We start from the raw sequence: 12,523 nt of genomic DNA, 5'->3' as shown, positions 1-12,523 counted from the left end.
TCAGGCTCCGATCGTGACGGGCTTGGGGTGGGCTTTGCCGCGGGGCAGGCAGGCGATGCCCACGACGATCACGGCGAGGACGGTCAGTGGTGCGGCCCATCGCAGGATGGGGAATTCGCCGGTGGGGTCGAAGATCTCGGCGCGGGGCCACGACAGGTTGATCACCATCAGTCCGCCGTACAGGACCGCTGCGATGTTGACGGGCAGGCCGAGGCGGCCGAGGGTGAAGAGCTTCTCGCCGTCGCTGTCCTTCTGCACTCCGCCGTGCGGCCATCCCTTGAGCCGCTGGATCAGCAACGGGACGGTCACCATCATGTAGGCGAGGTAGATCAACACGATGCAGACGCTGGACAGCGTGGTGAAGATCGCGGAGTTGCCGACGTTGACGGCCAGGATCGCCACGCAGGCCACGCCGATCAGAACCGACGGTGCGATGGGAGTTCCGGTGCGCGAGTTGACCTTCGCCAGCGCTGCCGATGCGGGCAGTCGTCCGTCCCGGGCCATGGAGAACATCAGCCGCGATGCCGCGGTCTGGATGGCGAGGGTGCAGATGAACACGGCGATGGCGACGTCGATCAGCAGGACCTTGCCCCACGGTGAGGTGAGGATCGAGTCGATGACGTACGGAAGCCCCTGTGTCGCAAGCTGACCGTCGGTCAGGCTCGGTGCGGCCATCAGGGCACCGACGATCATCAGGCCACCGCCCAGTGCCGAGGCGGACAGTGCAAGGCGGATGGTGCGGGGCGCGACGCGTCGGGGATTGCGGGTCTCCTCGGCCAGTTCGCCTGCCGAGCCGAAGCCGACCATGACATAGGCGGCCATCAGGCCCGAGACGATCCAGGCCCCGATGTAGCCGGGATCGGCTCCGGCACTTCCGGTATCGAACACCACCTGTGGTCCGCGTTCGGCGTGGGTGAAGAACACCAGGACCAGGGCGATGACTCCGACGATCTCACAGGTGACGCCGATGCTGTTGATCCGCGACATCCAGTTCACGCCGATGCAGTTGATGGTGGTGGTGAGCACCAGCAGAATCGAGCCGAGCACAACGGCATTGGCGGCACCGCTCGGTGAGGTGAGTGCGGTGTCCTCGCCGATCAGCTGGAATCCGCCCCAGATGCTGGGAAGTACCACCTGCAGGGCGATGGCGGCGGCCGAGGCGGTGACGATCTGCGCGATGATCATGAACCAACCCGCGAACCACCCGACCAGCTCACCACCCATGCGCCGCGACCAGTGGTAGATCGCGCCCGAGATGGGGTAGCGGGCAGCGAGTTCGGCGAAGTTCAGAGCCACCATGAACTGGCCGAGGAACACCAGCGGCCAGGTGAGGAAGAAGGCGGGGCCGCCGAAGCTGAAGCCGAGTCCGAAGAGCTGGAAGATGGTGGTCAGAATCGAGACGAACGAGAAGCCGGCCGCGAAGGACGCGTACTTGCCGAGGCTGCGATGGAGCTGCTGGTCGTAGCCCAGGGCGGCCAGGTCCGAATGATCCGAGGTGGCGGGTGATTCGGACCCCTGACCCGACGCGGGCAGTGTGGTCGAGCTCATGTGATCTCCTACGGGCGAGGTGGGTGGATGAGTGACCCCGCTGCATCGCCGAGGCGGGTTTTCTGTCAGTTGATAGTTTTCGGCACGGTCGTTCCCGGATCGTGTCCGTCGTGCAACAAGCTCGTTTCGTCTATTTCGATCAGATGACAGAAATCTCACCGTCATATCGACCTGACAAGATGCAGTCATGACCGGAGCAGGCAGGCCAAGGCTGAGTACGAAGAAGCGGCCCGGCGACACCGCTCGCGAGGAGATACTCGACGCCGCGGCCGAACTGTTCACCACTCGCGGCTTCACCAACACCTCGACTCGCGTCATCGCCGAGGCCGTCGGATTACGTCAGGCCTCGCTCTACCACCACTTCGCGACCAAGGACGACATCCTCGACGCACTGCTCAGCGGAACGGTCGACGCACCGCTGGCCGTCGCGCAGCGCATCCGAGACTCACAGGCCGAGCCCGCGACCCAGATGTACGCACTCGCCTACTTCGACTCCGGCCAACTCGGTGCGTCCACCTGGAATCTCGGCGCGCTCTATCTGCTGCCCGAGCTGCGCAGCGAACGCTTCGAGACTTTCTGCGACCATCGCTACACGCTCATGGGCCTGTATGCGGCGATCGCGTCGGACACGCTCGATCAACTCGACGCCGAGCGCCGTCCGGGGACGGAGGACCTGCCGTTTCGACTGGTGGAGACCGTGGTGAACGCGCGGGCCGATCGTGAGAACGGCCGGAGCGACCCGACAGCCGATGCCGCCGGTATCGCCGCGGCCGCACTGCGTGTGCTCGGCTGGACCGGCGATGTCACGGCGCTGCACGAGAGCGCAGAGGCCCTGCTCGAGTCGGTCGTCGGAATAGTCGAGGATGGACTCGCCTTGCACAGGTCATGACTTCCATAGCAATTGTCGGAGCAGGTGCAGGTCTCGGAGCAGCGGTGGCGCGCAAGTTCGGCGCGCAGGGTTTCTCGGTCGGCCTCATCTCCCGAAACCAGGCCCGTGTCGACGCTCTGGCCGATCAGCTCGCCGCCGACGGTATCTCCGCGAAGGGCTTCGTCGCCGACGTGCGTGACCCGGCCTCGATCGCCGCAGCGCTCGAGCAGGTCACCGAAACGCTCGGGCCCATCGAGGTGCTGCAGTACAGCCCCCTTCCGCAGAAGGACTTCATGCGGCCGGTGCTCGAGACCACCCCGGCCGACATGGTCGGCCCGGTCGAGTTCTCGATCTACGGACCGATCGCCGCCGTCCACCAGGTGCTCCCGGGCATGCGGTTTCTCGGCGAGAACAAGGGCACGATCCTGTTCGTCAACGGCGGCTCCGCAGTCAAGCCGGGTCGCACCGTCACCGGCACGTCCATCGCGTTCGCCGGCCAGGCAGCCTACGCGCAGCTGCTCAACGAGGAGCTGGCCGAAGAGGGAATCCAGGTGTCGCAGTTGATCATCGGTGGTGCCATCGACGGCAGCGACCCGAGGAAGAGCCCCGAGGCTCTCGCCGAGCAGCTGTGGAGCCTGCACACCGGGCGCGACACGTTCCGGGTTCAGATCGCTACGGATTAGGGTTGCGTCCATGACGTCGCTGCCTCACTGGGCTCTTGGCCTGGACCTCGCACCCCATCCCGAGGGTGGTTGGTTCCGCGAGACCTGGCGCAGCGAGGTCACCATCCCGCAGGAGTTCCTGCCCGACGGCTATCCCGGTCCGCGCGCGGCAGGCACGGCGATCCTGTTCCTGCTTATGCCCGGCCAGCAGTCGGCGTGGCACACCGTCCGCGGGACCGAGATGTGGCTGTATCACCGTGGTAGTCCGGTGCAGCTCGACCTCGGCGGCGCAGGGGACGAGCCGGGAACCGTGACTTCGCTGCTGGTCGCACCGGACGCGCCGCAGCAGATCGTGCCGCCCTCGGTGTGGCAGCGGGCGCGTCCGGTGGGCGACGAGCCGAGTCTGGTCAGCTGTACCGTCACGCCGGGATTCGATTTCGAGGACTTTCGGCTCGACGGGCCCGCGAATGGGTAGGAAGCGCGCGTCGGCACCGGCCGGCTCTTTGCAACCCGGAGTGTTCGAGATCGATTCGGGCACCTGTGAACTGGTCCGCGACGCCTTCTCCGACGACGGCTGGGTCGTCAATGTCAACGACGTCCCGAGTTCGCACATCGACATGAACGACCCCACCGTTCTCGAATTCGAGTACATGCGCTGGATCTCCGGACTGGTTCGCGCGCAGTGGGATTCGACCTTCCCGCTACGAGCGCTGCACCTCGGGGGTGGGGCGTGCACACTGGCGCGTTCCTTCACCGCCGAATTCCCCGGTGCGCGTCAGGTGGTCGTGGAACTCGACGGCAAGCTCTCGGAGCTGGTACGCGAATGGTTCGACCTCCCGCGAGCACCGCTGCTCCGTATCCGCGTCGGTGAGGCGCGGGCGGTCACCGAGACCTTGAGCGAGAACAGTCGCGACCTGATCGTGCGAGATGTGTTCGCCGGGGCGGTCACTCCGGCCCCGCTGCTGACCGCCGAGTTCACCGCCCATGTTCGACGCGTCCTCGCGCCCGGCGGCATGTACGTCGTCAATTGCGGTGATCGACGCGATCTTTCGCTCGCGAAGCAGGAGGCGTCGACTCTTCGCAGTGTCTTTCCGCATCTGGCGATCGTCGCCGATCCGGCGATGCTCAAGGGCAGGCGCTACGGCAACATCATCATCGCGGGCAGCGATGTGCCGATCGGGGATTCCCCCTCGTTGGCTCGCGAACTGCTCGGCGGCGCGGTTCCGGCTCATGTGTGGCTGACCGAGCAGGTCGAGTCCTTCGCTCGCGATGCGAGAATTCTGAAAGATTAGGGTGCGGGGTTGTTGCCCGCGAGATCTTTCGCCAGTCGCTCGGCGGCCGAGATCAGCAGGGGTACGAACTGTTCGGCCGATTCGAGCGTGACTCGCGCGGTGGGTCCGGCGATGGACATCGCCGTCAGCGTGGGTGCACCGATCACCGGTACGGCGAAGCAGCGCACGCCCACTTCCTGCTCGCCGTCGTCGATCGCGTAGCCGCGTTGGCGGATCACCGCAAGATCTTCGAGTAACGCGTCCAGCGTGGTGATGGTGTTGACGGTACGGGGTGCCATACCGAGGCGGCCGACGATCGCGCGGACGGCGTCGTCGTCCAACTGCGCGAGGAGAGCTTTGCCGACGCCGGTGGAGTGCGGCAGCACCCGCTGTCCCACCTCGTTGAACATTCTCATGGCGTGTTCGGACGGCACCTGCGCGACGTAGACCGCCATGTCGTCTTCGAGGAACGCCATGTTCGACGTCTCGTGCGTGATCCGGACCAGCTCGGCCAGGTATGGCTTGGCCCATCCGCCGATCAGTTTGGAGGCGCTGTCACCGAGCCGAATGAGCTTGGTGCCCAATGCGTATCGACGGGACGGCAGCCGCCTGACGTAGCCGAGCGAGACGAGGGTCCCGATCAGTCGATGCACGGTCGGCATCGGCAGATCGGTTCCCTCGGCGAGTTCGCTGATCCCGATGGATCCGCCCGAGGCGGCCATGATGTCGAGCAGCTCGAATGCGCGCTCCACGGACTGCACCCCGCCACCTGCCGCCACAGTCCCACCTCGCATGCTCGTAGCTTCCACCGATCTCGGTAGAACACTACTGGTGATGCCGCGTCGCCACCGGTGGAGCCGCGGTCACCACCGAGGGTGAGGCCTTCTGGCCGATCGTGACGACGTTGAAGGCGATGTTCAGCAGGACCGCGACGATGCTCGCGGCACTGATGCCCGAGTCGAGTACCACGTGGACCCAGTCGGGGAAGGCTGCATAGAAGCCCGGTACCGCGATGGGGATGACGCCGAAGCCGATGGCGACGGCCACGATGACGAGGTTGAGATTGCCGTCGAACTCCACCTTGGACAGAGTCCTGATGCCGCTGGCGGCCACCGAGCCGAACAGCACGATGCCCGCGCCGCCGAGTACCGGCAACGGAACCGATGCGACGACCAGACCGAGGATGGGAAAGAGTCCGAGGAACAGCAGCACCGAGCCGCCGGCGGCGACGACGTAGCGACTCTTGATTCCGGTGACCGCCACCAGACCGACATTCTGGGCGAACGCACTGGCGGGGAAGGTGCCGAAGACGGGAGCGATGGTGGTGGCCACCATGTCCGCACGCAACCCGTCGCCGACACGTCGGGCATCGACGTCGGTACCGACGATCTCGCCGACGGCCAGGATGTCGGCGGTGGTCTCGGTCATGATGACGAGGATGACGACCACCATCGACAGGATCGCCGCGATCTGGAAGGTCGGAGCTCCGAACGCGAACGGCTCGGGGAGGCTGAAGATGGCACCGTCACCGACACCGGAGAAGTCGGCCTTGCCGACCAGGACCGCGAACACCGTGCCGACGATGATGCCGATGAGGATCGACAGCCGCGACAGTGTGCCCTGCACCAGTCGGCTGACGAGCAGAACCACCACGAGGCTGAAGGCCGCGAGACCGATGTTGGACATCGAGCCCCAGTCGGTGGCCTGCTGATCACCGCCCATCGCCCACCGAACCGCAACGGGCAGTAGCGAGATACCGATGACGGTGATGATCGTGCCGGTCACCACCGGTGGGAAGAAGCGAACGATCTTGCTGAAGAACGGGGTGATGAGGATGCCGATGGCACCGGCGGCGATGATGGCTCCGAACACCGAGTTCAATCCGCCCGGCCCACTTGCGATGGCCACCATCGTCGACACCGAGGCGAACGAAATACCCTGCACCAGAGGGAGCTTTGCGCCGAAGTACGGCACCCCCAGGGTCTGCAGCAGGGTGGCCGCTCCGCTGACGAACAACGCGGCCGAGACCAACAGCGCGATCTCGGTGCCGGTCAACCCCGCTGCGCCGCCGACGATCAGAGGTGGTGCTATGACGCCGCCGTACATCGTCAGGATGTGCTGCAATCCGTAGAGATACGACCTACCGATCGACAACCGCTCGTCCTCGGGACGGGCGGGGTCGTGCGGTGAATGGGTCTTGGCCGCAGTGCGTTTTGTCAGCTTCATGTCGGCTCGCTCCTAGCAGAATCCGGGCACGGTATCCCAGGCGCGGCCTGCGTCCGGGGCATCGTCGCGCTGCACCGTGGCCTCGATCAGACCGTAGGGGCGATCCGCGACGTAGAAGACCTCACCGGGGTTGTCGAGTCCGAACGGCTCGAGGTCGACGAGGAAGTGATGGATGTTGGGCATCGAGAACTTGATCTCCCCGATCTCCGGGTGTGCCTCGAGAACCTGCTTGCCCATCTGGAACAGGCTCTGCTGCAACGCAAGAGAGTGAGTGGAGGCGAAGGCGTCGAGCATGATCGAGCGGACGTCGTCGAAGGTCTTGTCGAAATCGAGCTCGGTGGTGAGATACCGCCAGCGGGCACTGACCGAGGTGGCCAGTATGCGGTCGGTGGTTTCCTTCAGCGTCGTGTAGCGGTCCTTCGGGTACCCCCAGAACTCCGACGCCGTCGAGTTGAGGACCACGAGATCGCTGATTCCGGAGACGATGGAGATGTTGTCGCCGTCGACGGTGACGATCGTGTTCCGCTTCTCGTCACTCGCCTTGACGAACGAGTGGTCGTAGCCGTCTTCACCGTTCGCGATCCGCGACCACTGGTACTGCTCGATCTCCCAGCGCCCACCGGTGATCCAGTCGAAACTGCCGGTGAAGTGCGCCCCGAGACGAAGTGCGAAGCTCTCGATCGCGCCGATACCGTCCCGCGCGAACGCGTACACGGTGTTCTTCTGAGTGTCGGTCGCGACGACGTGGGCGTTGTCGCCCTCGGTGTGGACGGCCTCGAGATCTCCGCGCAGCTGCGAGGTGACGCTGACGTCGGTGATGCGGTGGCGAGGAGTCTCGCGGTCGATGCGGACGAGTCTGCATTCGGCCTTGCCGTACTGGTTTGCTCCGAGCACGATGGTCATGGGTTCTAGCTCCCTCGATAGGTGGTGAAAGCGAACGGGCTCAACAGAAGTGGGATGTGGTAGTGCTGGTCGGATGCGGTGATCTCGAAAGTGACGAGAACCTCGGGGTGGAAGCACTCGGTGTGCTGGGCGGCGAAGTACGCGCCGGTTGCGAAAGTCAGGCGGTAGACGCCCGGTTCGAGTTCGCTGGGACCGAGCGCGGCGACGCGTCCTTGCTCATCGGTGACCGCGTCGGCGACCGGGGTGCCGTGGTGATCGGCAAGCACGATCGAGACACCCTGCGCCGGAACGCCTCTCGCCGCATCGAGCACGTGAGCGGTCACATGGCTCCTCTGGTCAGACATCGCCGAGACTTCCTGTTGCCCGAATCTCGGCGATCTCCCGCAGTTCGTGTTCGACGACGACTGCCTCGGTCTCGGGGTCGTTGGCGAGCCTGCCGTGCAGAGCGTCGAGAACCGCGTGGGCATCCCGGCCTGCGGCCCTGATCAGAAACACCTGTCCGAATCGGTTCTCGTAGGCCACGTTTCCCGCTCGTAGCCGTTGTTCGATGCTCGCGTCGGAGATGTCGACGCCGGATTGCTCGGCGCTCGCGTACTCCGAACTTGCGTCGTGGCCGTCGGGTCTTTCCCCGATACGCGGATGCACGGCGAGAGCTCGCGCCACCTCCTCGGCCGTCAAAGGTCGGGCAACGCGACGGATGGCGTGACGCAGGGCCTGTGTGTCGGTGAACGGGCGGGCGCTCAGAACCCCCTCGATCCAGCGGGGTACGTCCAGGCACAGTGACAGCCTGCGTGCCGCATCGGCGTCGGAGGCCGCGTTCAGCTCGACGACTGCAGCGTCGGTTTCTGATTCCGCTATACGAAATGTTGATTCCACCAAACGAGCGTGACACCGATCACATTCACTGTCAAGGGTTGATCTCGGACTGTCTGCGTCGAGTCTTTCGGTGTTGCCGCACTGCGGTATTCGGCGCTTCGGTCGGGCAGTCCGGGTGAGCGGGTCTTGACAGATCTACGTGGTGCACGCCACACTCGAATCACAAAACGGAATCACTATTCCGCATTACGGACTTTGAGTCCGATCCGATCGAGCCCGAGAGGAACGACTTCATGACGGAGCTTTTCTGCAACGGTGGTGCGATGCGGGGCGGCAGCCTGCACCACAACGTCTCGTCCCACCCGTTCGTCGGGACAGTGCGCACCACACCGAACTACCGCTTCTTCTCGGTACGAGACGAATTCCCGGCGCTGCTGCTCGACCACACCGCAGGTGCGGCCATCGAGGGCGAGCTCTACGACATTCCGCTCGACGACATCCGCACGGCGTTCCTGCCGGACGAACCGCCGGAGCTCGAACTCACCGTGGTCGCGCTCGAGGACGGGCGCTCGGTCCTCGGCGTCGGCCTCCGCCCCGGGGTGCTCGATGCACAACCGGACGAGCTGACCGACATCACCTACACCGGCAGCTGGCGCAGGTACCGCGGCCTGCCGCAACCTCAGAACTGAAAGGCACTGTGCATGAACACCTTCGCTGATTCCAGGCTTCACTACACCGTCAACTGTTCCATTCTCTTCACCGACGTGCCTCTGCTCGATCGACCGCAGCGCGCCCGAGATGCCGGCTTCGACGCCGTCGAATTCTGGTGGCCGTTCGGGGGCCCGGTGCCGTCGGACGCCGATGTCTCTGCGTTCGTGTCCTCGATCCGCGATGCCGGGGTACAGCTGACCGGACTGAACTTCGCCGCCGGCGACATGCCGGCAGGCGACCGCGGGATTCTGTCCGATCCAGCGCAGGTGCAGGCCTTTCGCGACAACATCGACGCCACCGTCGGAATCGGCGAACAACTCGGCACCAAGGCGTTCAACGCCCTCTACGGAAACCGCATCGACGGAGTCGACCCGCTCGACCAGGACGAGGTCGCGATCGAGAACCTGGCCGCAGCCGGGAATGCCGCAGCGAAAATCGGTGCGGTCGTACTGGTCGAACCCGTCAGCGGCGCACCCGCCTACCCGCTGAAGTCCGCTGCCGGAGCCGTCGCCACCATCCGTCGAGTTGCCCGTGAACAGGACGTCCACAATCTGCGCCTGCTTGCCGACCTGTACCACCTCGCCGTCAACGGAGACGACGTTCTCGCAGCGCTCGAGGCCCACCACGACCTGATCGGGCACGTGCAGATCGCCGACTCCCCCGGCCGCGGAGAACCGGGCACCGGATCGCTCGACCTCGGCGGACAGCTCGCCGGCCTCGCCGAACGTGGTTACGACGGCTACGTCGGACTCGAATACAAAGCCACCCGCCAAGACACGTTCGACTGGCTGGAGCTGGCTCTTTCCAGCGGCACCACTACCAAGTAGGGATTGATATGAGCACCATCGCATTCATCGGCCTCGGGATCATGGGCAGCCCCATGTCCGTTCATCTCGCCAAGGCGGGCCACCAGGTGGTCGGCTACAACCTGACTCCCGATCGCACCGGGCCCCTGGTCGAAGCGGGCGGCACGGCCGCCGACTCCATCGCCAAGGCCGTCCACGACGCGGATGTCATCGCGATCATGGTTCCCGACTCCCCCGATGTGCAGGACGTCCTGGTCGGTGAGGGTGGTGTGTTCGACAATGCTCGACGCGACGCGCTGATCATCGACTTCTCCAGCATCCGTCCCGATGTCACCGCCACCTTGGCCGCCGACGCGATCTCGCGCGGCTTCCGGATCCTCGATGCCCCGGTCTCCGGAGGCCAGGCCGGTGCCGAGAACGCGACCCTGTCGATCATGGTCGGTGGCAGCGCGGACGACTTCGCCACGGCCAAGCCGATTCTCGACGTCGTCGGCAAGACCGTCGTGCACGTGGGTCCGAGTGGGTCCGGGCAGACCGTCAAGGCGGCCAACCAGCTGATCGTGGCAGGCAACATTCAGGTGCTCGCGGAGGCCATCGCGTTCCTCGAGGCGTACGGCGTGGACCTGGCAGCGTCGGTCGAGGTTCTCGGCGGCGGCCTCGCCGGCTCGGCAGTGTTGAACCAGAAGGCGCAGAAGATGCTGGACCGCTCGTTCGAGCCCGGGTTCCGCATCGACCTGCACCACAAGGATCTCGGCATCGTCACCTCGGCTGCGCGTGAGGCGGGGGTCGTGATCCCGATGGGCGCGGTGCTGGCGCAGCTGATGGCCTCGGCCCGCGCCAATGGTGATGGTGGACTGGATCATTCGGCGCTGTACCGCGGCGTCGCTCGGCTCTCCGGTAAGGGAAACTGATATGCCCAGGATGCGCGCGGCCGATGCCGCAGTGAAGATACTCGAACTCGAAGGTGCCACAACCGCATTCGGTCTCCCCGGTGCGGCCATCAATCCCTTCTACGCGGCGATGCGCGATCACGGTGGGATCCGCCACGTGCTGGCCCGCCACGTCGAGGGTGCCTCGCACATGGCGGAGGGGTTCACCAGAGCGGCACCGGGCAACATCGGCATCTGCATCGGAACCTCCGGCCCGGCCGGTACCGACATGATCACCGGGCTGTACTCGGCCATGGCCGACTCGATTCCGATCCTCGCCATCACCGGCCAGGCCCCGGTTGCGCGGCTGCACAAGGAGGACTTCCAGGCCGTCGACATCGCGGCGATCGCCGCACCGGTGACCAAGATGGCGATGACCGTGCTCGAACCGGCGCAGGTTCCCGGTGCGTTCGCGCAGGCGTTCCACCTGATGCGATCCGGCCGTCCGGGACCGGTGTTGATCGACCTGCCCATCGACGTGCAGCTGGCCGAGATCGACTTCGATCCCGACACCTACCAATCGCTGCCCGTGCACAAGCCCGTCGCCTCGCGCGCACAGGCCGAGAAGGCCATCGACATGCTCCTCGCGGCCGAGCGCCCGTTGATCGTGGCCGGCGGCGGCATCATCAACGCCGATGCCTCGGACCTGCTCGTCCAGCTCGCCGAGATACTCGACGTCCCGGTCATCCCGACCCTGATGGGCTGGGGCACGATCCCGGACGATCACCGTCTCGCCGCAGGCATGGTCGGGCTGCAGACCGCGCACCGGTACGGCAACGCGACCCTGCTGGCCTCGGACTTCGTGCTCGGCATCGGAAACCGCTGGGCCAATCGGCATACCGGCGGACTGGACACGTACCGCAAGGGCCGCAAGTTCGTCCACGTCGACATCGAGCCGACCCAGATCGGACGCGTCTTCGCACCGGACTACGGCATCATCTCCGACGCCAAGGCCGCCCTCGAGCAGTTCGTGGCCGTTGCCGAAGAACGTCGGGCGGCAGGCACGGTGCGTGATCTCTCGGGCTGGGTCGAGGACTGTGCGACCCGCAAGCGGACGATGCATCGCCGCACCCACTTCGACAACGTGCCGATCAAGCCGCAGCGCGTGTACGAGGAGATGAACAAGGTCTTCGACCGAGACACCCGCTACGTCAGCACCATCGGGCTCTCGCAGATCGCGGGCGGTCAGTTCCTGCACGTCTACTCCCCACGCAACTGGATCAACTGCGGGCAGGCCGGCCCGCTCGGTTGGACCATTCCCGCGGCACTGGGTGCGGTGGCAGCCGACCCCAAGGCGAATGTCGTTGCACTGTCGGGAGATTACGATTTCCAGTTCATGATCGAAGAACTCGCTGTCGGCGCGCAGTTCAACCTGCCGTACGTGCACGTGGTGGTGAACAACTCGTACCTCGGGCTGATCCGGCAGGCGCAGCGCGCGTTCGACATGGACTTCTGCGTGCAGCTGGGGTTCGACAACATCAATACTCAGGAATCCCAGGACACGCAGCCCGGTATCCCCAAGGGCTACGGCGTCGACCATGTTCGGGTGGCAGAAGGATTGGGCTGCAAAGCGCTTCGCGTCACCGATCCCGACCTCATCGGCGAGACGCTGGTGCGGGCCAGGACTCTGGCCAACGAGCACAAGGTTCCCGTCGTCGTGGAGATCATCCTCGAGCGGGTCACCAACATCTCGATGGGCACCGAGATCGACAACGTCGGCGAGTTCGAGGAGCTGGCAACCACCTCGTCCGACGCGCCGACCGCGTTGCTTCTGCTGGACTAG

At 65.4% G+C, this 12,523-nt stretch carries 14 protein-coding genes; 8 read left to right on the top strand and 6 right to left on the bottom strand.

Translation table 11 applies throughout. The annotated features are described in order from the left end of the window. On the bottom strand, nt 1–1,548 hold the full coding sequence (locus tag CH296_RS08885) for an amino acid permease (RefSeq protein ID WP_045197596.1): 1,548 nt from the start codon (nt 1,546–1,548) through the stop codon (nt 1–3). A gap of 187 nt (nt 1,549–1,735) precedes the next feature. Here CH296_RS08885 and CH296_RS08880 point away from each other — a divergent pair, with 187 nt between their 5' ends. From CH296_RS08880 to CH296_RS08865, 4 genes are read left to right on the top strand one after another with little or no spacing between them, the layout of a single operon-like run. Continuing rightward, nucleotides 1,736–2,437, top strand: coding sequence for a TetR/AcrR family transcriptional regulator (locus tag CH296_RS08880; RefSeq protein WP_094684530.1), 702 nt, complete (start codon nt 1,736–1,738; stop codon nt 2,435–2,437). After that, a complete protein-coding gene (locus CH296_RS08875) occupies nt 2,434–3,099 on the top strand; it encodes an SDR family NAD(P)-dependent oxidoreductase (protein WP_045197593.1) in 666 nt (221 codons plus the stop codon). The genes CH296_RS08880 and CH296_RS08875 overlap by 4 nt, the downstream gene beginning before the upstream one ends. A 10-nt stretch (nt 3,100–3,109) precedes the next feature. Further along, entirely contained in the window at nt 3,110–3,553 is a 444-nt protein-coding gene (locus CH296_RS08870) for a cupin domain-containing protein (RefSeq protein ID WP_094629106.1), read from the top strand. Continuing rightward, nucleotides 3,546–4,370, top strand: coding sequence for a spermidine synthase (locus tag CH296_RS08865; protein ID WP_094684529.1), 825 nt, complete (start codon nt 3,546–3,548; stop codon nt 4,368–4,370). The genes CH296_RS08870 and CH296_RS08865 overlap by 8 nt, the downstream gene beginning before the upstream one ends. Here CH296_RS08865 and CH296_RS08860 read toward each other — a convergent pair. From CH296_RS08860 to uraD, 5 genes are read right to left on the bottom strand one after another with little or no spacing between them, the layout of a single operon-like run. Next, on the bottom strand, nt 4,367–5,143 hold the full coding sequence (locus CH296_RS08860; protein WP_045197588.1) for an IclR family transcriptional regulator: 777 nt from the start codon (nt 5,141–5,143) through the stop codon (nt 4,367–4,369). The genes CH296_RS08865 and CH296_RS08860 overlap by 4 nt on opposite strands. A 31-nt stretch (nt 5,144–5,174) precedes the next feature. After that, a complete protein-coding gene (locus tag CH296_RS08855) occupies nt 5,175–6,575 on the bottom strand; it encodes a nucleobase:cation symporter-2 family protein (protein ID WP_094684528.1) in 1,401 nt (466 codons plus the stop codon). A gap of 12 nt (nt 6,576–6,587) precedes the next feature. Beyond that, nucleotides 6,588–7,478, bottom strand: coding sequence for a factor-independent urate hydroxylase (pucL, locus tag CH296_RS08850; protein WP_094684527.1), 891 nt, complete (start codon nt 7,476–7,478; stop codon nt 6,588–6,590). A gap of 5 nt (nt 7,479–7,483) precedes the next feature. Beyond that, nucleotides 7,484–7,822, bottom strand: a complete 339-nt coding sequence (gene uraH, locus CH296_RS08845; protein WP_094656617.1) for a hydroxyisourate hydrolase — start codon at nt 7,820–7,822, stop codon at nt 7,484–7,486. Next, nucleotides 7,815–8,354, bottom strand: a complete 540-nt coding sequence (uraD, locus tag CH296_RS08840; RefSeq protein ID WP_094684526.1) for a 2-oxo-4-hydroxy-4-carboxy-5-ureidoimidazoline decarboxylase — start codon at nt 8,352–8,354, stop codon at nt 7,815–7,817. The genes uraH and uraD overlap by 8 nt, the downstream gene beginning before the upstream one ends. A 233-nt stretch (nt 8,355–8,587) precedes the next feature. On the opposite strand from uraD, the gene CH296_RS08835 reads away from it, so the two are divergent. The 4 genes from CH296_RS08835 to gcl are packed head-to-tail and all read left to right on the top strand — an operon-like array spanning nt 8,588 to nt 12,523. After that, on the top strand, nt 8,588–8,983 hold the full coding sequence (locus CH296_RS08835; protein ID WP_032396855.1) for a gamma-glutamylcyclotransferase: 396 nt from the start codon (nt 8,588–8,590) through the stop codon (nt 8,981–8,983). 12 nt (nt 8,984–8,995) lie between these two features. Continuing rightward, on the top strand, nt 8,996–9,832 hold the full coding sequence (locus tag CH296_RS08830; protein WP_094684525.1) for a hydroxypyruvate isomerase family protein: 837 nt from the start codon (nt 8,996–8,998) through the stop codon (nt 9,830–9,832). Between the two features lie 8 nt (nt 9,833–9,840). Then, nucleotides 9,841–10,722 (top strand): 2-hydroxy-3-oxopropionate reductase, encoded by an 882-nt coding sequence (locus CH296_RS08825; protein ID WP_032396854.1) that lies wholly within the window; start codon nt 9,841–9,843, stop codon nt 10,720–10,722. 1 nt (nt 10,723) lies between these two features. Then, nucleotides 10,724–12,523, top strand: a complete 1,800-nt coding sequence (gene gcl, locus CH296_RS08820) for a glyoxylate carboligase (RefSeq protein ID WP_094646177.1) — start codon at nt 10,724–10,726, stop codon at nt 12,521–12,523.

This window comes from Rhodococcus sp. 14-2496-1d (genome assembly GCF_002259365.1).
GTDB lineage: Bacteria > Actinomycetota > Actinomycetes > Mycobacteriales > Mycobacteriaceae > Rhodococcoides.
The sequence above is the reverse complement of the archived record's forward strand: the minus strand, read 5'-3'. Positions and strand labels throughout refer to the sequence as shown.

Bases quoted from the DNA above. Each gene is read 5' to 3' on its own strand.
- CH296_RS08885 (WP_045197596.1), bottom strand. From the start codon at position 1,548: ATGAGCTCGACCACACTGCCCGCGTCGGGTCAGGGGTCCGAATCACCC.
- CH296_RS08880 (WP_094684530.1), top strand. From the start codon at position 1,736: ATGACCGGAGCAGGCAGGCCAAGGCTGAGTACGAAGAAGCGGCCCGGC.
- CH296_RS08875 (WP_045197593.1), top strand. From the start codon at position 2,434: ATGACTTCCATAGCAATTGTCGGAGCAGGTGCAGGTCTCGGAGCAGCG.
- CH296_RS08870 (WP_094629106.1), top strand. From the start codon at position 3,110: ATGACGTCGCTGCCTCACTGGGCTCTTGGCCTGGACCTCGCACCCCAT.
- CH296_RS08865 (WP_094684529.1), top strand. From the start codon at position 3,546: ATGGGTAGGAAGCGCGCGTCGGCACCGGCCGGCTCTTTGCAACCCGGA.
- CH296_RS08860 (WP_045197588.1), bottom strand. From the start codon at position 5,143: ATGCGAGGTGGGACTGTGGCGGCAGGTGGCGGGGTGCAGTCCGTGGAG.
- CH296_RS08855 (WP_094684528.1), bottom strand. From the start codon at position 6,575: ATGAAGCTGACAAAACGCACTGCGGCCAAGACCCATTCACCGCACGAC.
- pucL (WP_094684527.1), bottom strand. From the start codon at position 7,478: ATGACCATCGTGCTCGGAGCAAACCAGTACGGCAAGGCCGAATGCAGA.
- uraH (WP_094656617.1), bottom strand. From the start codon at position 7,822: ATGTCTGACCAGAGGAGCCATGTGACCGCTCACGTGCTCGATGCGGCG.
- CH296_RS08835 (WP_032396855.1), top strand. From the start codon at position 8,588: ATGACGGAGCTTTTCTGCAACGGTGGTGCGATGCGGGGCGGCAGCCTG.
- CH296_RS08830 (WP_094684525.1), top strand. From the start codon at position 8,996: ATGAACACCTTCGCTGATTCCAGGCTTCACTACACCGTCAACTGTTCC.
- CH296_RS08825 (WP_032396854.1), top strand. From the start codon at position 9,841: ATGAGCACCATCGCATTCATCGGCCTCGGGATCATGGGCAGCCCCATG.
- gcl (WP_094646177.1), top strand. From the start codon at position 10,724: ATGCCCAGGATGCGCGCGGCCGATGCCGCAGTGAAGATACTCGAACTC.